Here is a 23259-nt window from a genome sequence, read left to right as displayed (position 1 = left end):
TGGTTTGCCGAACCTGTTGATAGCAACCCTGTGCAGGTACAGATCCGTGACACTCTGTTGACCATCAGGTAGAAGCGCTGGATACCCTGGCAAAATGGCTATCTGCTTGCCACCCTTGAATCAAGCGACCTTCGACGCGGTTACGCCCTTTGGTTTTGGCCAGGTAAAGGAGTCGATCAGCTTCCTCCAGCGCAGCGGTATGCCGATTCTGCTCTGCTGCGTTGACCGCCACCACGCCCGAGCTGATGCTCAGCCTGCACAGCGGGCTGGACGAGTGCTCTATGCAACTGGCTTCAATGGATGATCTGATCTTTTCCGCAAGTCTCAGCGCGCCTGCCAGGTCGGTTTCAGGCAACAGAATGACAAACTCTTCGCCGCCGTAACGTGCTGCAATATCCCCAGACCGGTCAAGACTGTTGCCAATCAGCCCCGCCACTTGCCTCAGGCAGTCGTCACCCTGTAGATGACCGTAGGTGTCGTTGTATTGTTTGAACCAGTCAATATCCAGCAAAATAATTGCGATGGTTGCATCATTCCGGCTCGCCCGCCCCCACTCCTGCTGCAAGGCCGTATCGAAGCAGCGTCGATTGGCCAGGTGCGTCAGGCTGTCTGTGTGAGCGATGATCTCCAGGTCGTTTCTGGCGCTGTTCAGTTCACCCTCCGCAGTGATCAACTGCTGGATTTGCCGGTACAGCAGGACGCCCAGAAAAACCAGCGCCAGGGTAATGATGCCGGTAATGGTCATGGACCGCTGTGCATAAATCCACCAGGGCGCGAGCACATGCTGGCAGGAGATACCGGCAGCGGCGACGATGGGTAATCCTGACACGCGCCGATAGGCGTAGATCCTTTCCACCCCATCCACCACGGAGTTGATCACCGCGGTACCGCTGTCGCTGTACGGCAGATAGCGAGTGAAGATATCGCCCTTGGCCACATTGGTGGTCATCAGTGCGGTTAACGTGGGCCGCCGCGCGAGCAGGTCGCCATTATTCAGAGCGAGGAAGATTACACCCTTGTCGTCTACATCCATGCGCTGGAAAAACGCCTGAAAATAAGTCACCGGCACCGTGGCCAGTGCAACGCCTGCAAAACTGCCATCCGCCGCATTGATACGCCGACTGACCGGGATGATCATATCCCCCGTATTGCGGCTTTCGACAATGGACCCTACATGAATGGACGGGTCAGGGTTGTCGCGGTGGTAAATGAAGTAGGCGCGGTCTTCGTTGTTTCTGGTCTGTACGCCCTTGGCAAAGGAATTGGCGACCCAGTTGCCTTGAGCATCGTAGATGAACAGCCCCTGAAGCCCTTTGACGTTGATAAGGTCTTGGGCCATCAGCCTGGTCAAGCGGCTTTGCTGCTCGCCAGCGACGCCATCCTGCTCCACCCGCTCGACAAGGTCACGCAGCGTATTGTCAGCCTGCTGCAGGGTGTCCTGAGCCTGCTGCTCAGCGGCAAGCACAATATTGGACACCGCAATCCTGGCAGTGGCGACGCGCTCCAGCTTGGATTGGTTCATCTGCCAGGCGGTGGCCAGGATCAACGAGAGACAGACCAGGGCAATGAAGCCGATCAGAGCTTTGCTGAGCGCCGAAGGTGTAAGCCTCGTCGAAATAAAGGAAAGCCGTTTCATAGGGTTGTCATCAAATTGGCAGTGAAACCCGCTATGCAGTTTCCATACCTTTGCGACACTGAACCTGAACATCTTGTTGCACCAAGGTAATACTGGCCTTAGTTGGATCCATACCCGCCACGCTAGTTGCTCGATAAGTTGTTACAGGTATCCGGTTTTTTGACGATATAGCTTCTAGGCTGCTTGAGACAGCTACCGACGCTACTGTGAGAGGTGCCGCATGTATCTGACTTTCCTTTTCCGGCGTGGCGCAAGCGCATGCTGGCAGGGTACCTACACCGGTGCCGACAAAGCGACGTTGCCCGTCGATCGCTTCGTGCTTCAGATGCGATCAGCTTCCAGCGATGGCCTCAAATGAATACTTACCCGGTCGGCGATGATGACGAAGAACGTATTCGCATGTTGAATGCTTTTTCGTTGATGGATACCCCACCTGAGCACGAATACGATCAGATCGTGCAAATGGCATCGCGGATTTTCGATGTGCCTATTGTTCTGATTTCTCTGGTTCATCGCGACCGACAATTCTTCAAGGCGCGCGTTGGCCTCGATGTCTGCGAAACGGGCCGCGACGTCTCATTCTGTAATTTTGCGCTCATGGGCCGTAACGTTTTTCTGGTACCTGATGCCTTGCAGGATGAGCGGTTCAGCTCAAACGCCCTGGTTACAGGCGCTCCCTATATTCGCTTTTATGCAGGCGCGCCGCTGATAACCGCCAGCGGCCATGTGCTGGGCAGCCTGTGCCTGATTGACGATAAACCTCGAGAAACCTTCTCGGAGAGGGATCAGCGGGTTCTTCAGGACCTGGCGATCATGGTCATCGAAAAAATGGAGTTGCGTCGGCTCGAGCTCGAGAATGAAGACAACCACACCCGCTTCATGAGTATCACGTCGACTTCACCCGACGCGATCATCTGCTCGGACAGCAAAAACCGGATCACCTCATGGAATAACTCGGCCGAGCTTATTTTCGGGCATCGAGCCGAAGATGCGATGGGAAAGCCTCTCGACATCATTATTCCGCCCGAGATGCGCTCCAGGCATCACGCAGGTTTGTCGAGGGTGGCTGCAGGCGGCCCGACCTCCATCATCGGTAAATCCATCAACCTGACGGCCATTCATCGCGACGGTCATACCATCCCCATCGAGCTCTCGCTCTCACAATGGATGTACGCCGGCGAGCCACAATTCGGGGCGATCATTCGTGACATCACCCAGCGTGTCGAGGCGGACAAATTGCTCAAGCATGCGGCCGAATACGATCATCTCACCGGCCTTGCCAATCGATCGACCCTCAAGAGACGGATCAAGGAGGCGTGCGACGCGCAGTTGTCAGCAGCCATCCTGCTGATCGACCTGGACGGCTTCAAGGACGTCAACGACACGTTGGGCCACGCTGCAGGTGATTTTGTGCTCAAGGTGACCTCTCACCGACTTCGCGAACACGTACCGGCCTGTCATATGGTCTCGCGTCTGGGCGGCGATGAATTTGTCGTGTTCCTTTCAGATACGGCAGATCCTGAAAAGGCGATCAAGCTGGGCCTGGCGCTCATCGCCGTCATCGAGGAGCCGATAGAATTTGAAGACAATTCAGTCTATATCGGCGCCAGCATCGGCGTCTCCGTAAGGTGTGGCTCTGACTACGACGAAGCGCAAATGCTCGGTAATGCGGATCTGGCGCTCTACCAGGCCAAGTCTGACGGACGCTCCCTGGTCCGCACCTTCACCTCCGAGCATCGACAGACCGCTTCAAGAAGAGGGGCACTCAGCTCATCGATGCGTCAGGCATGGGCCAACAAAGAGTTCGAGCTGTACTACCAACCTCAGGTACGACTTGCGGATGGTCGTATCACTGGAGCCGAAGCCCTCATACGCTGGAACCATCCGACGCTGGGTGTCGTGTCCCCGGCAGTTTTTCTACCTGCACTGGAAGCCGGTCTTCTTGCGGTGCCGGTGGGCGAATGGATACTGCGTTCAGCCTGTGAGCAGGCAGCTCAATGGCGAAATACCGGCTGTGACGAATTCCGCATCGGCGTCAACCTGTTCGCCGCGCAGTTTCGCATGCGTGACTTTGCCGAAATGGTCGAAAGTGCGCTTGAAGACTTTTCCCTGCCGGCACACTCACTCGAGCTGGAGATCACGGAAAACATCATCCTGCGGAACGAACAGCGCATTATGGAACCGCTGCGCCACCTTCGCTCACTGGGTGTGGGCATTGCGTTCGATGATTTCGGTACAGGCTATGCGTCCCTGAGCCTGCTGAAAGACTATCCGGTGACACGGCTGAAAATTGACCGCTCATTTGTAAGTGGCGTGGAGCGCAGCAAAAAAGACGAAGTCATCATCGAGGCCGTTGTCAGGCTGGCGAACGGCTTCAATCTTCAAGTCACGGCAGAAGGCATAGAAACCCCTGAGCAGGAAAGTCTGATGCGCCACTATGTGTGCGACGAAGGCCAAGGCTATCTGTACGGTCGCCCCATGCCGGCTCATGCATTCACCGAGCGCTATATCCCGTCTCACAATCGGCAAGCTGACATGAAGCATAAATGACCCAGAACGAGCCCGAGCAGGCTCGTCTGGTAGCGCAAGACGGACGCTTCCGGTGATGACTCAATCCGGCGTCAGTACACCACGCTGGATCTGGTCGCGTTCGATGGATTCGAACAGTGCCTTGAAGTTGCCCTCGCCAAACCCGTCATCGCCCTTGCGCTGAATGAATTCGAAGAACACCGGCCCCATCAGCGTAGCGGAGAATATCTGCAACAGCAGGCGACGCTCGCCCCCTTCGGAAGAGCCATCGAGCAGAATGCCACGTGACTTGAGCTCGGCCTCCGGCTCACCGTGATCGGGCAGACGATCTTGAAGCATCTCGTAGTAGGTATCCGGCGGCGCAGTCATGAAGCGCATGCCGGTTGCTTTCAGCGCGTCCCAGGTCTTGATCAGGTCATCGGTAAAGAACGCCACATGCTGAATGCCTTCGCCATTGAACTGCATCAGGAACTCTTCAATCTGGCCTGCACCCTTGGACGATTCTTCGTTGAGCGGAATGCGGATCATGCCGTCCGGCGCGGTCATGGCTTTGGAGGTCAGGCCGGTGTATTCCCCCTTGATATCGAAGTAACGCAGCTCGCGAAAATTGAACAGCTTTTCATAGAAGCCGGCCCAATACGCCATGCGCCCGCGATACACGTTGTGGGTCAGATGATCGATGAATTTCAGACCGGCACCGACCGGGTGGCGGTCCACGCCTTCGATGAAGTTGAAATCGATGTCGTAGATCGACGTGCCCTCGCCGAAACGATCGATCAGGTACAACGGCGCGCCACCTATGCCCTTGATCGCAGGCAGGCGCAACTCCATGGGCCCGGTAGCGATTTCCAGCGGTTGTGCACCCAGTTCAAGTGCGCGGCTATAGGCCTTCTGCGCATCCTTCACGCGGAACGCCATGCCGCATACCGAAGGACCATGCTCGGCGGCAAAGTATGATGCCAGGCTGTGCGGCTCGTTATTGAGGATCAGGTTGATCGCACCCTGACGATACAGGGATACGTCCTTGGAGCGGTGGGTCGCGACTTTAGTGAAGCCCATCATCTGAAACACGGGCTCAAGGCTGTTGGGCGTCGGTGATGCGAATTCGATGAATTCAAAGCCCATCAGGCCCATCGGGTTTTCGTAGAGATCAGCCATGACTGGCTCCTTGCAGGAAAGTGAGAGTGGGTAACCCTGGCAATCACTGTCCTGCGGGCGGCGCGCACGGGATGCCTCGCACACTGCGTGCGAGAAAATCACCAAATATCAGTTGCAGACCAAGAATCTTCATGAGGGCAGCCTACTCCGGCTTGTCCGATTGTGCATCAGGATGTGCCTGCTGAAAGGCCGGGTGCTGCAGGGCCAGATGCTCGACCCGCTGAATACGCGCAAATGCACTCAGGTCGACGTGGTAACGATGTGCTGCGTACAACTGGGGTAACAGGTAAATATCCACGAGGCCCGGGCTCGCGCCAAAACAGAAACCGTGGTCCCCGATCAACTGCTCGACAGCCTGCAGCCCTTCGCCGATCCAGTGCCTGACCCAGACCAGGACAGCATCCTCGTCGTGACCGAGAGTGCGTAACCGGTCGAGCACCGAAAGGTTGTGCAAGGGCTGGATGTCACAGCCGATAAGCGCTGCAACGGCGCGCTGTCGAGCCCGCATCACAGCCTCCTGCGCCAGTAACGCAGGCTGCGGATAACACTCCTCCAGGTATTCAATGATCGCCAGCGACTGAGTGATGATCACTCCATCGTCCAGCCGCAGTGCAGGCACCCTGCCCTGCGGGTTCAAGTCCTTGTAATCAGCTATGTGCTGCGCGCCACCCTCGAGCGACAGGTTGACCGGAATCGCAGTGTAATCCAGCCCCTTGAGGGCCAGCGCAATGCGCACACGGTAACTGGAGGTCGAGCGGTAATAAGTGAATAGGTCCACGGAAGTCGCCTGCCTGACGCATGGGTGCGGTCTTGTTATTTTCGTAACCACATTACGTAATGCGTAAATTGCGTGATCAGACCTTCGCTGTCAACTCAAGCTTCGTAGCGAATGAGCTAGGATGCATTAACCCGATAAAAACAACCCAGGGTGGCTCGATGAATATTCTGTACGACGAACGCATCGACGGCATGCTGCCCGCCGTCGACAAGCAACAACTGTTGCAGGCGCTGCAACAGCAGTTGCCCGACCTGGACATCCTGCATCGCCCCGAAGAGCTGCGGCCTTACGAGTGCGACGGGTTGTCGGCGTATCGCACCACACCGATGCTGGTGGCATTGCCACGTCATGTGGAAGAAGTACAGACGCTGCTCAGGCTGTGCCACGCACGTCGCGTACCGGTAGTCGCTCGCGGGGCCGGCACCGGACTATCGGGTGGCGCGTTGCCGCTGGAAAAAGGCGTGCTGCTGGTCATGGCACGCTTCAACCAGATCCTCGATATCGACCATTCAGCGCGCCTGGCGCGGGTTCAGCCCGGCGTGCGCAACCTGGCCATCTCCCAGGCGGCAGCGCCCCACGGCCTGTATTACGCGCCGGACCCGTCCTCGCAAATCGCATGTTCCATCGGCGGCAATGTGGCGGAAAATGCCGGCGGCGTGCATTGCCTCAAATACGGGCTGACCGTGCATAACCTGCTCAAGGTCGAAATCCTGACGGTGGAAGGCGAGCCCATGACGCTGGGCAGCGACACGCTGGACTCACCGGGCTTCGACCTGCTGGCACTGTTTACCGGCTCTGAAGGCATGCTCGGCGTGATTACCGAAGTCACGGTCAAGCTGTTGCCCAGGCCGCAGGTAGCCAAGGTGCTGCTGGCGGCGTTCGATTCCGTGGAAAAGGCCGGACGCGCAGTGGCCGATATCATTGCCGCAGGCATTATCCCCGGCGGGCTGGAGATGATGGACAATCTGGCGATTCGTGCCGCCGAGGATTTCATTCACGCAGGCTACCCGGTCGATGCCCAAGCCATCCTGCTCTGTGAACTGGACGGCGTCGAAGCCGACGTGCACGCCGACTGCGAACGGGTCAGCGAGGTATTGACACTGGCCGGCGCTACCGAAGTGCGCCAGGCCAAGGACGAGGCCGAGCGGGTCCGCTTCTGGGCCGGGCGCAAGAACGCCTTCCCGGCCGTGGGTCGCCTGTCACCGGACTACTACTGCATGGACGGGACCATTCCGCGCCGTGAGTTACCGGGCGTGTTGCGCAGCATCAAGGAGCTATCCGAGCAATACGGCTTGCGCGTCGCCAATGTGTTTCATGCGGGCGATGGCAACATGCACCCGCTGATCCTGTTCGATGCCAATCAACCGGGGGAGCTGGAGCGCGCTGAAGCACTGGGCGGCAAAATCCTCGAGCTGTGCGTCAAGGTCGGCGGCAGCATTACCGGCGAGCACGGTGTCGGTCGCGAGAAGATCAATCAGATGTGCGCGCAGTTCAATAGCGACGAGCTGACCTTCTTCCATGCCATCAAGGCGGCATTCGACGCCAGCGGCCTGCTCAATCCCGGCAAGAACATCCCGACCCTGCATCGCTGCGCGGAATTTGGCGCCATGCATATCCACGCCGGGCAATTGCCGTTCCCCGACCTGGAGCGTTTCTGATGAGCACGGTGGACAAGGACGTAAGCCAGGCAATGCTCGAGCGGGTCGCTCAGGCGCTGCGCGACAACACGCCGTTGCGTATTCAGGGCGGCAACAGCAAGGCTTCGCTCGGTCGTAAAACCGCTGGCGAGCTACTCGATACCCGCGGGCACCGTGGCATTGTCAGTTATGACCCGACAGAACTGGTAATCACTGCGCGCGCCGGCACGCCACTGAGCGAGCTGATGCACACGCTGGATGGCGCAGGCCAGATGCTGCCTTGCGAACCGCCCGACTTCGGCGCTGCAACGCTCGGCGGCATGGTCGCTGCGGGCCTCTCGGGGCCGCGCCGCCCATGGAGCGGCTCGGTGCGTGATTTCGTGCTCGGCACACGCGTCATCACCGGTCTTGGCAAGCACCTGCGATTCGGCGGAGAAGTCATGAAGAACGTCGCAGGCTACGACGTTTCGCGCCTGATGGCAGGCAGTTTCGGCTGCCTGGGGCTGCTGACCGAGGTGTCGCTCAAGGTGCTGCCCAAACCACGTCTGTGCAGCAGCATCGCGTTGGAAATGGACCGCGCGCGGGCCTTGGCCCGCCTCGCAGAATGGGGTCAGCAACCGATACCGATCAGCGCGGCCAGCCATGATGGCCACGTATTGCGCCTGCGCCTGGAAGGCGGCGAAGGTTCAGTGGCAGCAGCCCGGGACCGGCTCGGCGGCGAGGTACTCGATGGCGTGTACTGGCAACAGTTGAATGCGCATCGCCTGCCCTTCTTCCGCGACCCGCGGCCCCTGTGGCGGCTCTGTGTGCCTGCCGACAGCCGACTGCCGGAGCTGCCGGGCGAGCAGTTGATCGACTGGGGTGGCGCGCAACGCTGGCTCAAGTCGGATGCTGACGGACAAACCATTCGAGCGATCACTAAAGCGGTTGGCGGCCATGCGACCTGCTACAGCCAGGGCTTCGTCGACAGCCCCTTCGAGCCGTTGGCCGCACCCGTGCTGCGTTACCATCAGGCACTCAAGACCCGACTCGACCCGCAGGGGGTTTTCAACCCCGGCCGACTGTACGCGGAGCTTTGAAACATGCAGACCACATTGAGTGAACACGCCAGAACCCTGCCGCGCGCCGCAGAAGCCGAACGTATCCTGCGCAGCTGTGTGCATTGCGGCTTCTGTAATGCCACGTGTCCGACCTATCAATTGCTGGGTGACGAGCTGGACGGTCCACGCGGCAGGATCTACCTGATCAAACAGGTGCTCGAAGGTCAGCCGGTCACCGAGAAAACCCGTTTGCATCTGGACCGCTGCCTGAGCTGTCGCAACTGCGAGACCACTTGCCCGTCCGGCGTGGATTACCACAACCTGCTGGACATCGGCCGCGCCGCGGTTGATGCCCTGGTCCCGCGGCCACTCGCAGAACGCATGCTGCGTGAAGGCTTGCGTCGGGTCATCCCCAATCCCGGACTGTTCAAATCCCTGACCGGCATGGGCTTGAAGTTCAGGCCGTTGCTGCCACAGACCCTGGCCACCAAACTGCCGGCGACGATCCATCCTGCGGGACTTCGCCCGCACACCGGTCATGCGCGCCAGGTGCTGCTGCTGGAAGGTTGCGTTCAGCCGGGCCTGTCGCCCAACACCAACAGCGCCACGGCGCGGGTGCTGGATCGTCTGGGCATCGGCATTACGGCGGTCAGCCAGGCCGGCTGCTGCGGTGCCGTGGATTACCACCTCAATGCACAGGAGGCCGGGCTGGACCGGGCACGGCGCAACATCGATGCGTGGTGGCCCGCGCTGCAGAGCGGTGCCGAAAGCCTGATCCAGACGGCCAGTGGCTGCGGCGCCTTCGTCAAGGACTACGGCCACCTGCTGCGCCATGATCCAGCCTATGCCGACAAAGCCGAGCAGATCAGCGCGCGAACAAAGGACCTGGTCGAACTGCTGCGCGACGAACCGCTGGAAACCCTCGGCATCAAGGCCGACCAGCGCCTGGCGTTTCACTGCCCGTGTACGCTGCAGCACGCGCAAAAACTCGGCGGCGAAGTCGAGCGCGTCCTGACTCGTCTAGGCTTCAATCTGACCGCAGTGCCGGACGGTCATCTATGCTGCGGCTCTGCAGGCACCTACTCCATCACTCAGCCTGCCATTGCCCGCCAGTTGCGCGACAACCGCATGAACGCGCTGGAAAGCGGCAAGCCGCAGGTGATTGCCACCGCCAATATCGGCTGTCAGACCCATCTGGCCAGCGCCGGTCGAACGCCGGTGCGGCACTGGATCGAACTGATCGACGCGGCGCTTGGCACGCCTGAATCACACTGAATCCCTATTCAATAATCATTACTCCGGAGAGTCCCATGAAGATCAAAGCCGTCCTGACCCAGACCGAAGTCAGCCTGATGCTCGGTGCCGCACGCGAAGAGGCGCATGCCAATGGCTGGGCCGTGTCCATCGCCGTCGTTGATGACGGCGGCCATCTGCTGGCATTCGAGAGGCTGGACGACGCCGCACCGATCAGCAGCTACATCGCGATTGAAAAGGCACGCACCTCGGCACTCGGCAAACGTGAATCCAAGGGTTACGAAGAGATGGTCAATGGCGGGCGCACTGCATTCCTGAGTGCTCCACTGCTGACTTCGCTGGAAGGCGGTGTGCCGGTCATTGTCGACGGGCAGGTAATCGGTGCGTTGGGGGTTTCAGGCGTGAAGGCCGAACAGGATGCCCAGGTCGCCAAAGCCGCTGTCGCAGCGCTCGACGCCGACTGACGGTCGACCCGGCTGGCAACACGAAAACCAGGCAACTGCAGGCGTATTCATAGCCGGTAGATCGAAATCCAGCTCATGTCCGGATGGGTGGAATAGATATACGTGCCGGTCTTGTTGAGTACTGCACCACCTACCGACGGAAAGTAAGCGATACAGGTTGCGATCCCCTTCACGGTGTCGATCCGGTAGACGTCGTAATTGTAGGTATAGATCGCGTAGACATAACGGTCATCCGGCGTCACTCCGACGACTTTCACCGGGTAGCCCTGCGTGCCGATCCTTTCCCGATAGAAGGTTTTATTGGTCGCGGCATCGATGATGTAGACCTCGTCGATGCCGCCGACATACAGCCAGGCGCCATCGGAACTGAAAACCATCGAACGCGGGTCGGAAAACCCGGGAATATCATGTTGCAGGTAGTCGACTTTGCTGATCGCAAGAACATCGGTAGGCGCGGTCCGGTCAACCAGCATGGTCGCGTAAAACCTGTCGTTCAACGGGCTGATCCCGAGGGCCAGCGATGCGTTGGTCAGGGCGCCCAGATCGAACTCGTTTTCGACCGTGTAATTCTCGGTCTCGATGAGGCGAATCAACCCGCCGAGCGCATTCTGAAAGGACAGGCAGATAAAACGCCCATCGGCACTGCACAGGATCCTGTTGACGTTGGCTGCCGGGAGTATCCTGATCACTTCGCGCATGCGCGTATCGACCACGTAGCACCTTTTCCGGCCGATGGTGTAAAGCCTTTTGCCGTCAGGGCTCAGGGTAATCGCGCCTGCCCCAGCTCGCTTGATGGCGCCCGTCACGCTGGCTCTGACGATGTCGACCACACTGACTTCGCGACCACTTTCATGAGCGACATACAACGTGGTTTCATCAGGGCTGATAGCGATCTCTGCGGGTACAAAGCCCAGCGGGATGATCCCGGTCAGCCACGCGATGTCCAGGGGAGCACCTGAACCGACGGGGTCGGCGATATGCGTCAAGGCTCTAACGTTCTGAGATGCTTTTTTTTGCATTTCTCTCACCCTTCAATAGGTCTTGTAAGACCGCCAGAACGGGGAATAGATAAGAAGATATATCCCCGTCATCCAACGATGCGGCCAAGACACTTATGCCGCTCCGAGCCAAAAACGTAGGGTCATTGAATACTCAACACGGGGGGATGGGTACTGTCAGAAATAACAGTCGAAATGTACCGGAACCGTTCAAATGAGGGTATCGACGGCGGCGCAGACAGCGCGGTCGGGCACTCCAGCCCGGAGGCAGGGAGCCCGCAGAGCCCCTTACCATTGGTCAGCGCAATTATCTGGGGAAGGCTCGCCAGGGTTGGCCGGAAAAAGTCCTCAAGAGCTTTCCCGCACCACCAGCTCAAACCCGAGATCCACCTGCGGGTGCTGGATCACCCCGTCCAGCAGGCCCAGCAATACCTGAGCAGCGCGCTGCCCCACTGCTTCCCTGGGCGTGCGGATCGAGGTCAGGCGCGGCACCATGTGCGCGGACCCCGGCAGGTCGTTGAAGCCCACCAGAGAGACCCGTTCGGGAATCGCGACGCCCAGCCGCAAGGCCTCCAGCGCAGCGCCCTGCGCCAGATCGTCGTTACAGAAAAATACCCCGTCGACATCCGGATGCCGGTCAAGCAGGCGCGCAAACAACTCTCCGCCCAGACCGATCGAGGAGGACTGGTGTGTCGAGACCTGCAGCGCCGGGTCGAACAGCCCCGCGTCTTCCAGCACGCGACGGAACCCGGCGCCACGTTGCAGTACGCGGGGATCGAGCTGGGCGGCCATATACGCCAGCCGACGGCGGCCACGCCCTAGCAGGTGACGCGCGGCTTCGGCACCGGCCTGTTGTTGCGAGAAGCCTACGCAATAGGCGCCCAGACGGGTGTCGAGCTCCATCATGTGTACGCACGGTATGCCACTGGTTTCAAGCATATGGCGGGACGCTGCCGTGTGGTCGAAACCGGTCAGCAAAATACCGCGCGGGCGATTGACCAGATGGTTGCGCAGCAGCTTCTCTTCCTCTTCAGGCGAGTAATGGTAGTTGCCGATGACCACGTCCAGGCCACGCACGCGCAACACATCCTGAATGGCTTCCAGCGTCTCGATGAACAACTGGTTGGACAGCGAAGGCACCAGCACCACGACGGTCTGACTGCAGGAAGAGGCCAGCGCCCTGGCCGCCGGGTTGGCCACATACCCCAAGCTCTGCGCCGCAGCACGGACCTTTTCGACCAGTTCAGGCGCCACTGTGGCGATGCCGCGCAACGCACGCGAGGCAGTGATCGGAGAGACGGCCGCCAGCTTCGCCACTTCATTAAGCGTCGGGCGACCGGTAGAGCGGGAACCAATACGTATCATGCGTTGCCAACTAATATAGGGGTTGCCAAATGTGTCGAATGCCCCATAAGGTAGCGCTGTCTCATGGAACGTGACAATGCTTTATCGCTGGTTTCATAGGGGTCACCCGGTTCGGGTCGCCGCGGAGAACAGCCTCCCATGCTTATTGATGAGCCCAAAACAACGACAAATAACTGGAACAGCCCGGGCTGAGCCTGATGTCCACCGGACAAAGACAGCGCTGTCTCCAGATGAGGTGCCTACTGTGACAACTGCGAATACTGCTATTTCCGCCCTTGTGGTGATGGGCGTGTCTGGCTGCGGCAAAAGCGCCGTGGGTGCCGAGATTGCCCTGAACAGCGGCGGCCGCCTGATCGAAGGCGACGCGTTCCATCCACCGGCCAATATCGAAAAGATGAGCGCCGGAACCCCCCTCAACGACGAAGACCGTGCCGGCTGGCTGACCCGCCTGGGCGAAGAGATGGCTGCCGCCCTCGCCAAGGGTGAGCACCCGGTGCTGACCTGCTCCTCGCTCAAGCTCATCTATCGCCAGCGCCTGCGTGATGCGGTGCCTGGCCTGGGTTTTGTTTTCCTGGAACTCAGCAAGGAACTCGCCGCCGAACGTTGCTCGCACCGGCCTGGACACTTCATGCCCGCCAGCCTGGTGGACAGCCAGTTCGCGACCCTCGAACCGCCCTATGGCGAACCGCTGACATTGATCGTGGACGCGTCCCAGCCTATCGATGTCATCGGCAAACAAGCCGCAGCATGGTGGAAAGGCTCTCACGCCTGATAAAGGCGTGAGTGCAAAAGACAGCGCTGTCTTGCGCACACACGATTGAATTCGGCGCTGTTTACAGTTCCTTAAAACAATAAACCGGAGAGACACCCCATGTTCGGTATGACCCATGAGACGTTCCTGCTCGTCGATGCGTTGGTGACCATCGTCGGCCTGGTGCTGCTGATCACCACCTTCAAGGTGCACCCTTTCGTCGCGCTCACCCTGGCGGCAGGCTTTCTTGGCCTGACCTCGGGAATGCCGGTCGAAAAAGTCATGAAATCCTTCCAGGACGGCTTCGGCGGCGTGCTGGGCTTCGTCGGTATTATCCTTGGCCTGGGCACCATGCTCGGCAAGCTGATGGCCGACTCGGGCGGCGCGGATCAGATTGCGCAAACGCTGATACGCACCTTCGGCAAACAGAAAGTGCACTGGGCAATGATGTTCGCTGCCTTCCTGGTGGGCATCCCGCTGTTCTTCGAGATCGGTTTTGTCCTGCTGATCCCGCTGGTGTTTATCGTCGCGCGGCGCACCGGCGTGCCCATCGTCAAGATCGGCATTCCGCTGCTGGCTGGCCTGTCAGCCGTACACGGCCTGGTTCCGCCGCATCCGGGTCCGCTGCTGGCCATCGGCATCTTCGGCGCTGATATCGGCAAAACCATTTTCTACGGACTGATCGTTGCGCTGCCGACGGCCATCATCGCTGGCCCGATCTTCGGTAACTGGATTTCCAAAAGCATCCCTGGCACACCGTCCAAGGAGCTGATGGATCAGATCGCCAAGGAGTCGAGCACTGAAAATCTGCCAGGCTTCGGTATCACGCTGGTGACCATCCTGCTGCCGGTCTTCCTGATGCTGCTCAAGACCTTTGCCGACGTGGTGTTGCCGGAAAACAACATGTTCCGCATCTGGATGGACCTGATCGGTCACCCGATCACCGCCCTGCTTGCAGCGCTTTTGCTGGCGTTCTACACCTTTGGTGCCGCGCGCGGCTTTGATCGCAGCAAAATCATGAAGTTGCTGGACCAGAGTCTGGCTCCGGTGGCGGCAATCGTGCTGATTGTGGGCGCAGGCGGTGGCTTCAAGCAGATGCTGGTGGCCAGCGGCGTGGGTGATGTTATCGGGCACATGGCTGTGCAGGCGCAGATCAATCCGATCATGCTGGCCTGGCTGGTAGCGGCGGTGATCCGCGTCGCAACCGGTTCGGCGACTGTGGCAACCATTACCGGCGCCGGCATCGTAGCGCCGGTGGTCGGCCTGATTCCAGGCGTCAATCGCGAGCTGCTGGTGCTGGCAACCGGTGCCGGCTCGCTGATCCTGTCGCACGTCAATGACGCCGGGTTCTGGCTGGTGAAGCAGTACTTCAACATGACCGTTGCCGAGACTTTCAAGACCTGGACGGTGATGGAGACCATCCTCTCGGTGGTCGGTCTGATTTTCATCCTGCTCTTGTCAATGGCGGTTTAAACCCCGGACGAACCTTCGCGGGTGCTGAAACCCGCGAAGGCCTCCTCGCTTCACAGTTGTGCATCCCCTTCCCAGCCCCCCCCGCAATACCCCGCATCAGCGTGGACACGACGTTGATCCGCAGCACCTTCCTACACCCTCGTTCACCACTTTCATTTGTATTTTCAGAAAGCCCGGGCAATCTGGTGAAGTCGTGCCTACGCTTGTACTCATCTCGAAATTGCTTGAGCGGCACCGTCGACTGAGACGATGACGACCCGGAACGGTGCAGCGCTTCACGTTACTTTTTATATGACGCCAGTAAATACGGGCATTTTCACGTCGAAACGGGCAGAATTGGCGCACTCGTCGTACCCGGGATGCAAATCTCGATGACAAGAAAATGAACCGAGGGAATTTAATTGACCTGTGCGACGTCATAAGACGGATGCATTTGGATGCACTCGGCAACAATCACCACGCAAAGGCAAACGCCAGCCTCTTGAGAGAGGCGTTTTCAAGAGGCCATCAAGGAAAAGATTATGTTGATACTCACTCGCAAAGTAGGCGAAAGCATAAACATCGGTGACGAGATCACCGTCACGATTCTTGGCGTTCAAGGGCTTCAAGTCCGCCTGGGCATCAATGCACCCAAAAACGTTTCAGTGCATCGTGAAGAAATCTACAAACGTATCCAGGCAGAACTGGCTCCCAACCAGGACCCACAATAATTCCCGCATTACCCCCTTATTCAATGCTGATTTGCCGTTCATTGGCAGACCGGCCGTACGGCGTCCCTGGGACGCCGTTTTTTATGGCCGCCGTTCTGCGCTTCGCTGCAACACCTGCCTACCCGGCCTGAAGGCGAAACGCTGCCTGCATGAACCCTTCCGAAACGCACGTCTCGGCAGCTACAGGCTGATGAGAGAGTCTGCGCGTGACCGCTTCAAGCACCGCTCGGCTGGCATCGTGGTGAAACTGCCAGACGCCGTATATGCGGCCGTCGAAGGCCGGTTCACTGCCCAATAGCGGGTCAACGCCCAGTCCGGCGCCCAGACCGAAGAGATACAGGCCCTTCAGTCGACGACCATGCTGATCAAGCGGACAACCGCCAGCGTCCGAGTCGAGACCACCTTTGGTTTCGCGAAGGCTGACGAGGTCACCCTCGGCATCCCTCAGTCTCGGCAACACGGGTTGATAGCCCGAGCACTGCACGACCACAGTGGAGTCGGCCAGGGCGAGTCGGGCCTGCTCATGTTCATCGGGTCGTCCGCCCAGTGTCTGCAACATCTGCACACGCACACCGGTTTTGCCTACGCGACCGCTTTGCAGCGCTTCGCGGCCGATCTCCAGCGCACGGTAACGCAAGCCACCGGAACGGTTGACCCGACCGGAAACCGGGCAGACATCATGCTGCGGGTCGAATATGTAACCGGCAGCGTGAGCCAGTTCTGCACTTTCGTAAAACAGCCTGATGCTGCTTCGATGAACAAGTGTCAGTTCCTGCAGGCCGGCAAACTCCAGTGCATCCGCCAGATTTTCCAGCGTCGAGAACGCACTGTGGGATCCCCCGACGATGGTTATGCGCCCGTTATCGGCCAAAGCCGGGCCAAATACTTCGCGTAACTGCACCGCGTTCATGCGCAGCAAGCGGTCGGCGCTCTGGACAGTGCAGTGGTCCGCCAGCGCCAGACCTTGTCGGGCAAGATCATCGATCAGGTGGTGTGGATCCTGGCGCCCGCCGAGATTGAGTACCAGCGCCCGGCAGCGCACGCGTCTTTTGCCGTACACACTGTCAACGTGCAGGCAAAACTCGTCGTCCCCGCAAATGACCTCATTGATGCGGGTACCGGGCCAGACCTCTACGCCATAACGTTGCACGATGTGATCCAGCACCAGCCTGGCTGCCTCGGCCATGAGCAGGCCAACATCCGACAGTTGCGGCGCGCTCTGTGCCTGCGCCTTGATGCGCCAGTAGGCTGCGGAGTTTTCCAGGGGTTCGAACACCTCGCGCAATGCCGGATCGCGAAGGCAATCGATGAATACATCGCCTACCGAGTTGGCAGTGATCCGATAGTCTCCCAGCGCACCTGCGCCGGGCTGGTCACTTGCATCAATGATAATCAGTCGTTTCGCAGCAAGCCCGGGCATCGCGCCGCTCTTCAGGGCGTTGAACAAAAATCCCATGCCTGCCAGCCCGGCACCGCCCACCACGCAACCGCAGGCTGTTTCCATACAGTTATCAAACATAATGATGCTCCATCGTCATTTTCATACGTTGGTGCATTCCAGAAGTTCTGGATGATCGAATACCTGGCTGATAAAGCGAACCAGCGTCCATGCACGATTCGGGGCGAAACATATGCAGCAGAATACACACGCACTCATTCACGGCACTGAGGAGACGCCATGCGCGGAGAGGGTGTTATTCACAAAAAGTTACACTAGGTCCAACGGACAAAGGCCTGAAGTTCGGCCTGACAAGAAGGAGGCGTCATGCTACCGCCCTTCTTAAGACAGCGCTTTTATCAACCTAAAAAAAGTGACAATGCGTTACAAAATAAATCGGGCAATTGAATAGTTGCAAAGAAACGCGGGAGTGTCAAATGAGCTGCAAGCGGCGGCAATGCCTCAGTAACGCTTTATAACCCGATGATTTGAATGACCTTGTATCTTTTAATCGTTGAATGCACCTTCAAAAGGACAGTTTTCGGTGACATTAACGCATTCAATGCGTTCAACTTATTTTTTATCGTCTGCGCTTAAAACAGCATTCTTTCGACGCTGTTAATTTGACGAGCACCCAGCGACTATCTACCACCAGAGGTTAGCGGCCATGAAGACAGCCGAGCCTGTTGTTCGCGCTGATCCAAGGCGACAGGGTGGCCCGTAAAAACGACAAGGCCCCGATCAGCGATGATCAGGGCCATGCAATGTGATGCCAGAGCATCAGCGGGGTGCAGCGGTATCAGGCAGCGCTGTAATACGCTTTCGAGACACGTTGCATTACCGGCTCTTCGCGCAACTCGGCCACCAGTGCCGAGATGTCCCGAACGGTATTGATACGGCTGAGCGGCAGGCTCTTCTGACGCTGGGTACGCCCCGATACCGGGTCGCTTATCTGCACCGTCATCTGATCATTGGCAATCGTGCAGGTACAACGCAATGGCAGGAAAGCACGCTCAACAATGCTCCTGAGTTCCAACTCGGACAGTCCACTCGCGATCATTTCTTTATCTCCTTATGTGTGTAAGCATGTCCCGACAGTGACAATTTTTTGATAATTTTTATTGTTGATGACTTTTTAAAAACGGCCCGCGCCAGCCCGCCAATTATCTGTCGCCACTCACTTGATGCTTAAACCCCTTATACACTGCCCCCTGTACGTCAAGCAACTTCCATATCTGAATATCCATAACCCTTTTAACGCTGTTTTTTATTAAAGGCACGCACAGAAAAAACGATTCACCGTCATGCTCTTCAACAAAACGGGACTCGGCGTGAACAGCAGCGGATGAAACGCGCGTAGTAGAGGAAGGGAAGAAAGACTGACGAACGGTCGAAGAATAAAAATGCTGCTCTAACCGGGCACGACCGTTTCCTCGAAGAGAATGGGGCGTGCCCTGCTCGAAAACTTATTCTTGTTTGTCAGGTATGTTTTCTTTCGCGTCGTGGCCGGACAACCGCAGATGAATCAACGCGACACGCTCGCCGCGCTTATCGCGCTTTTCTTCGATATGGAATGGACGGAATCCCATCCGCGGATAGAACAGCAGGCCAGGGACGTTATGGTTGTAGCAGGAAGCGACCATTTCAGTAGCTTCATGCTTGTCGAACGCGATCCCCATCATGGTGGTGATCATGAAGCGCCCTACCCCTCTGGACCGGGCTTTCGGGGCGATGATGACGTTACCCAGCGAACAGCGGCCACGGAAGGTGCATTGAGAGAAATTGGCAAAACCTACCACTTCGCCGTCCATTTCAATGACGGTCGAATCATGCCGCGTCTCAAGCGCTTCGCTGAGTTGCGAGGCGGTCAGCGGGTACGTTGCCCTGGGGAACATATAGAACAGCTCATCGGCATTCTGCGGCAGCTCGCAGATGAGGGGGACGTCTTTTTCTTCCAGGGGACGGTGAGTGAACATAGGCGGTAACCTCTTGAAGAAATTGAAGAAAGCGCGGGTATACGGCAAGCAAATGGGCGAATCAGGCGGCGGTAGGTGACAAAAACACAGCGCCCTCGCCGACACAGCATAATCCGTGGCTATCGAAAAGGGCTACCTCAATAACGAATCGTGCTAAAGAGCGTGGTTATCGAGGTTGCCTTTGGCCCACGTCGCGCAAGGTATTGACGCATCGGGCTTTACTCGCATATCGGATTGCCGCTCAGCCTATGGGTATTTCCGGCGCATGTACGCAATATCCTGTAACCCGGTGTTCGTCGGCTGGTCTTGCATACCGGATGCAGATTCTGCATTTATTTCACTTTGTTGACCGGAATATCCCTCTTATGTCGATTTCGCCTCTGGCTCGCTTCAAGGCTCGTCCGCTCAGATGGGTGTGCATGATAGCCATCATCCTCGGCCTGCCCGTCGGCTGTGCGGTGCTTGAACACAAGGAGCGCGAACTGGTGTTTCGCATCGAGCCCGGTACCGCTAGCTGGTACAGCGGTTTGCCGGCAGATGTGCAGGAGATCGAACTCAGTACACCGTCATTCGGTACCTCGCAGAATATCCACGCATGGTGGTGGCCCGCTGCGGACAAGAACGCCCCGGCGGTACTGTACCTGCATGGATCACGATGGAACCTCACCGGCCAGTTGTTCCGTATCCAGCAACTCAAGGCTCAGGGCTACTCGATACTGGCGATCGATTACCGGGGTTTCGGGCAAAGCATGGGCCAGTTGCCGTCGGAAAAGTCCGTGTATGAAGACGCACGCATCGCCTGGGAACGCCTGAAGCAATTGCAACCCGATCCGCAGCGCAGGCTGATTTACGGACACTCTCTGGGCGGTGCGGTGGCAGTGGACCTGGCCGCGGAGCTGGGCGAAGACGCTGAAAAGGGCGATGCGCCGATTCAGGCCCGCGGGTTGATCATAGAATCCACCTTCACCAACCTGGCCGATGTGGCCACCGCGCTTGCCAATACCTCGCTGCCGGTACGCTGGCTGCTGTCGCAGAAGTTCGACTCACTGGACAAGATTGCAGACATCCGTATGCCGGTGCTGATCGTGCATGGCACCGAGGATCGCTATGTACCGGCCCGCTTCAGCGAACAGCTGTTTGCAGCCGCGCAGGAACCGAAGAAACTGCTATTGGTACCTGGCGGTACGCATAACAACAGCATGCAACTCGGGCAGCCCGCTTACAGCCGGGCCATCCGTGCCCTGCTCGATACACCCGCATCACTGCCTCAGGTGACAAAACAGGGCAGAAGCTCAAAGACTGCCGGTTAGACAGTTCAGGGCGTGTGGCAGTAGTCTTCGGATTCATGGCCGAAGGACCACGCAATGAACTGTATTGTCGAGTATTCAGACCCGCATCACCGCCTCGCGGTCATCCAGCTGTGGAAGACCGTCTTCAATGACGACATGCCACACAATCGCCCAGACCTGTCGATCGACAAGAAACTGGCTGTCGACGACCATTTGTTCTTCGTTGCTCTCGCCGATGCCGAGGTGGTCGGGACCCTCCTTGCCGGCTATGACGGTCATCGCGGCTGGCTGTATTCGGTTGCCGTTGATCCGCAACAGCGCGGCAAAGGCCTCGGTACCCGGCTGGTCAGGCATGCAGAAAAAGCGCTTGCGAATCTTGGCTGCGTGAAGATCAACCTGCAGATCCATACCTTCAATGAAAGCGTGCAGGCCTTCTATCAAACCCTGGGTTATACGCCTGAGCTCATTATCAGCATGGGCAAGCGGATCGATGCCAACGTAACGGCTTAGTCCTGGGCGTCGCGCCCTTTGTTTGCCGAGGCGACCGCAACCATCGGGCGCTTCAATCATTTATTTACATGAGAATTAATATCAAATTACAATTATTGCTATTAACGTCCTAGCAGAGCATCTCCCTTGAGCACTTCCTTGCAATGCCCTCGCCGTCCCGGCACTTTTCTGCTGTCCGCGCTTTCTCTGGCGATGTTCTCCGGCGGCGCAGTACATGCAGCCGAAACTGCAACGCTGCCCGCTACGCAGGTGTCGGCAACCGCGACCGAAGCGCAGGAAGGCTACAGCGCCAAAAGCGCCAGCACCGCGAGCAAGAGTGATGTACCCCTGAAGGAAGAAGCGCAGTCGGTCAACGTGGTGACACCGCAGACCATCGCCGACTACAACGTGCGCTCGCTGGACGATGCCATGAAGTTTGTCAGTGGCGTCAGCCAGGGCAATACGCTCGGCAATACCAAGGACTCACTGGTCAAGCGCGGCTTTGGCACCAACGATGATGGCTCCGTGCTGCGTGACGGCGTGCGTTCAGTGGTGTCGAAAAATTTCGGGGCCACGACCGAACGCGTTGAAGTACTCAAAGGCCCGGCCTCGCTGCTGTACGGGGCGATGGAGCCGGGTGGCGTGATCAACGTGATCAGCAAACAGCCGCAATACGTGCAAAGCACCACGCTCAGTGGTTCGGCATACAGCGAAGGCGGCGGCAGTTTCGGCATCGACACCACCGGCCCGCTGGGCGACTCGGGGCTGGCCTACCGCCTGGTGGCCGAGCGTCAGAGCGAGGACTACTGGCGTAACTATGGCGTTGATCAGCACACGCTGGTTGCACCGTCGCTGTCCTGGACCGGGGAGCGCGCCAGCCTGACGCTGGCTTACGAATACAACGACTACGTCAGCCCCTTCGATCGTGGCACGGTATTCACGAACGGCCATCCGGCCGATATCAGCTACGACAAGCGCCTGGACGAAAAATGGGCAAATACGGTCGGCATCAGCGAAACCGCAACCGCGCGCTTCGAGTACCAGCTCAGCGATGACTGGAAAACCCGCCTGACCTACGGCTGGAACAACGACCGCTACAGCCTCTCGATTGCCCAGCCGAGCACGCTGTCCAGCAGCGGCGTGCTGCGCCGCCAGGCCAATGGCGGCCATTACGATTATGAAACGCGTTATGCCAGCTGGGACTTCATCGGCAAGCAGGAGGTATTCGGTCAGCAACATGATCTGCTGATCGGCGCCGAGCAGGAGGATTCCGACAAGTACCGCGGCAAGACCTACCGCAACGCCGTCCAGGGTGGCTTCAATATCTTTTCGCCCAGCTATGGCAGCCTGGCAGAGCCCAGTGTCGTCAGTACGACCACCAGCAACCTGAGCAATCAACTGACCTCGTCGTCCGTTTACCTCAAGGACAACTGGCACCTGAATGACCGCTGGATTCTGGTCCTGGGTGGCCGTTACCAGCATTACGACCAGTACATCGCCCAAGGCCTCGGCGCAAGCCGCAACACTAACCTGAACAAAAATGACGATATATTCCTGCCGATGGCGGGCCTGGTGTTCAAGGTCAATGAAGACCTGTCGCTGTACGGCAACTACAGCCGCTCCTTCGTCCCAAACGAGGCCGTTAACGATGACGGCACCACCTTCGACCCGGAAGAAGGCCGCAGCTACGAAGTCGGGGCCAAATATGCACTGGCACCGGAGCTCGACTTCAACCTCGCCGTGTTCGACATCGAGAAGAAAAACGTTGTGACCACCGTTGCTACTGGCGTCAGCGAAGCGGCTGGCAAAGTGGGCTCACAGGGCGTGGAGCTGGACGTGACAGGACGCATCGCCGAGCGCTGGGACATGATCGGTACTTACGCCTACACCCATACCGAAGTGCTCGATGATCCGAAGAACGAGGGCAATCGTCTCATTCAGGCACCCAAGCACACGGCCAGCCTGTACCTCACCCACCATCTGCAAGTCCCGTCCGGCCTGGGCGACTGGCACGCCGGTGGCGGCGCACGCTATGTCGGCGAACGCGCCGGCGACGATGCCAACACTTTCTATATGAGCAGCTATACCGTGGCCGATGCGTTTCTGCGCTGGGACGTGCCCATGGCCGGTTATAAAACGCGTCTGCAGTTGAACGTGGATAACCTGTTCGACAAGCAGTACTACCCGTCCAGTACCGGCAGCCAGTTGCAAGTCAATGTGGGGGAGCCGCGTACCGCACGCCTGAGCGCCAGCGTCACGTTTTAACAGGTTGCC

Annotated in this window: 19 protein-coding genes; 11 read left to right on the top strand and 8 right to left on the bottom strand. The window is 58.4% G+C overall.

What is annotated here, in order from left to right; genetic code table 11:
• Window positions 1-64: 64 nt before the first annotated feature.
• Window positions 65-1636, bottom strand: coding sequence for a sensor domain-containing diguanylate cyclase (locus JOE33_RS23060; RefSeq protein WP_032611643.1), 1572 nt, complete (start codon window positions 1634-1636; stop codon window positions 65-67).
• A gap of 354 nt (window positions 1637-1990) precedes the next feature.
• Here JOE33_RS23060 and JOE33_RS23055 point away from each other — a divergent pair, with 354 nt between their 5' ends.
• Window positions 1991-4186, top strand: coding sequence for an EAL domain-containing protein (locus tag JOE33_RS23055; protein WP_187625414.1), 2196 nt, complete (start codon window positions 1991-1993; stop codon window positions 4184-4186).
• A 60-nt stretch (window positions 4187-4246) separates the two neighbouring features.
• On the opposite strand, the gene hppD is transcribed toward JOE33_RS23055, so the two are convergent.
• Together hppD and maiA are read right to left on the bottom strand one after the other, a co-directional pair.
• Window positions 4247-5323 (bottom strand): 4-hydroxyphenylpyruvate dioxygenase, encoded by a 1077-nt coding sequence (gene hppD, locus JOE33_RS23050; protein WP_032611647.1) that lies wholly within the window; start codon window positions 5321-5323, stop codon window positions 4247-4249.
• A 142-nt stretch (window positions 5324-5465) separates the two neighbouring features.
• Window positions 5466-6101 (bottom strand): maleylacetoacetate isomerase, encoded by a 636-nt coding sequence (maiA, locus tag JOE33_RS23045; protein WP_187625415.1) that lies wholly within the window; start codon window positions 6099-6101, stop codon window positions 5466-5468.
• Between the two features lie 158 nt (window positions 6102-6259).
• Between maiA and glcD the strand changes: the two genes are divergently transcribed.
• Genes glcD through JOE33_RS23025 form a run of 4 tightly spaced genes read left to right on the top strand, consistent with a single transcriptional unit; the run spans window position 6260 to window position 10496 of the window.
• Window positions 6260-7759 (top strand): glycolate oxidase subunit GlcD, encoded by a 1500-nt coding sequence (glcD, locus tag JOE33_RS23040; RefSeq protein ID WP_187625416.1) that lies wholly within the window; start codon window positions 6260-6262, stop codon window positions 7757-7759.
• A complete protein-coding gene (gene glcE / locus JOE33_RS23035) occupies window positions 7759-8817 on the top strand; it encodes a glycolate oxidase subunit GlcE (RefSeq protein WP_122694443.1) in 1059 nt (352 codons plus the stop codon). The genes glcD and glcE overlap by 1 nt, the downstream gene beginning before the upstream one ends.
• A 3-nt stretch (window positions 8818-8820) precedes the next feature.
• The gene (gene glcF / locus JOE33_RS23030; RefSeq protein WP_096103311.1) at window positions 8821-10053 is read left to right on the top strand and encodes a glycolate oxidase subunit GlcF; all 1233 of its coding nucleotides are present in this window, start codon (window positions 8821-8823) and stop codon (window positions 10051-10053) included.
• Between the two features lie 35 nt (window positions 10054-10088).
• Entirely contained in the window at window positions 10089-10496 is a 408-nt protein-coding gene (locus JOE33_RS23025; RefSeq protein ID WP_096125786.1) for a heme-binding protein, read from the top strand.
• Window positions 10497-10543: 47 nt separating this feature from the next.
• Here JOE33_RS23025 and JOE33_RS23020 read toward each other — a convergent pair whose 3' ends face one another.
• The gene (locus JOE33_RS23020) at window positions 10544-11515 is read right to left on the bottom strand and encodes a YncE family protein (RefSeq protein ID WP_187625417.1); all 972 of its coding nucleotides are present in this window, start codon (window positions 11513-11515) and stop codon (window positions 10544-10546) included.
• A gap of 327 nt (window positions 11516-11842) precedes the next feature.
• Window positions 11843-12859: a LacI family DNA-binding transcriptional regulator gene (locus JOE33_RS23015; RefSeq protein ID WP_096138859.1), complete on the bottom strand. Its 1017-nt coding sequence runs from the start codon at window positions 12857-12859 to the stop codon at window positions 11843-11845.
• A 283-nt stretch (window positions 12860-13142) separates the two neighbouring features.
• On the opposite strand from JOE33_RS23015, the gene JOE33_RS23010 reads away from it, so the two are divergent.
• The 3 genes from JOE33_RS23010 (at window position 13143) to csrA (ending at window position 15793) form a co-directional block, all read left to right on the top strand.
• A complete protein-coding gene (locus tag JOE33_RS23010; RefSeq protein WP_024638672.1) occupies window positions 13143-13631 on the top strand; it encodes a gluconokinase in 489 nt (162 codons plus the stop codon).
• A 99-nt stretch (window positions 13632-13730) separates the two neighbouring features.
• Window positions 13731-15083 carry a GntP family permease gene (locus JOE33_RS23005; RefSeq protein WP_010436493.1) on the top strand — a complete coding sequence of 451 codons (1353 nt, stop codon included), beginning with the start codon at window positions 13731-13733 and terminating at the stop codon, window positions 15081-15083.
• A 521-nt stretch (window positions 15084-15604) separates the two neighbouring features.
• Complete coding sequence (csrA, locus tag JOE33_RS23000; RefSeq protein ID WP_002554157.1) at window positions 15605-15793, top strand: carbon storage regulator CsrA; 189 nt, start codon at window positions 15605-15607, stop codon at window positions 15791-15793.
• 118 nt (window positions 15794-15911) lie between these two features.
• Here csrA and JOE33_RS22995 read toward each other — a convergent pair whose 3' ends face one another.
• From JOE33_RS22995 to JOE33_RS22985, 3 genes are all read right to left on the bottom strand, one after another.
• Complete coding sequence (locus JOE33_RS22995; protein ID WP_010435350.1) at window positions 15912-17312, bottom strand: hypothetical protein; 1401 nt, start codon at window positions 17310-17312, stop codon at window positions 15912-15914.
• A gap of 718 nt (window positions 17313-18030) precedes the next feature.
• A complete protein-coding gene (locus JOE33_RS22990) occupies window positions 18031-18291 on the bottom strand; it encodes a DUF1652 domain-containing protein (protein WP_010435352.1) in 261 nt (86 codons plus the stop codon).
• A gap of 406 nt (window positions 18292-18697) precedes the next feature.
• Window positions 18698-19207 carry a GNAT family N-acetyltransferase gene (locus JOE33_RS22985; protein WP_032611662.1) on the bottom strand — a complete coding sequence of 170 codons (510 nt, stop codon included), beginning with the start codon at window positions 19205-19207 and terminating at the stop codon, window positions 18698-18700.
• 365 nt (window positions 19208-19572) lie between these two features.
• On the opposite strand from JOE33_RS22985, the gene JOE33_RS22980 reads away from it, so the two are divergent.
• From JOE33_RS22980 to JOE33_RS22970, 3 genes are all read left to right on the top strand, one after another.
• A complete protein-coding gene (locus tag JOE33_RS22980; protein ID WP_032611664.1) occupies window positions 19573-20517 on the top strand; it encodes an alpha/beta fold hydrolase in 945 nt (314 codons plus the stop codon).
• 54 nt (window positions 20518-20571) lie between these two features.
• The gene (locus JOE33_RS22975; protein WP_010435358.1) at window positions 20572-21006 is read left to right on the top strand and encodes a GNAT family acetyltransferase; all 435 of its coding nucleotides are present in this window, start codon (window positions 20572-20574) and stop codon (window positions 21004-21006) included.
• A 126-nt stretch (window positions 21007-21132) separates the two neighbouring features.
• Window positions 21133-23250: a TonB-dependent siderophore receptor gene (locus JOE33_RS22970; protein ID WP_025991057.1), complete on the top strand. Its 2118-nt coding sequence runs from the start codon at window positions 21133-21135 to the stop codon at window positions 23248-23250.
• Window positions 23251-23259: the final 9 nt, after the last annotated feature.

The sequence above is a fragment of the Pseudomonas sp. PvP027 genome (assembly GCF_017833005.1).
Lineage (GTDB): Bacteria > Pseudomonadota > Gammaproteobacteria > Pseudomonadales > Pseudomonadaceae > Aquipseudomonas > Aquipseudomonas congelans.
The sequence above is the reverse complement of the archived record's forward strand: the minus strand, read 5'-3'. Positions and strand labels throughout refer to the sequence as shown.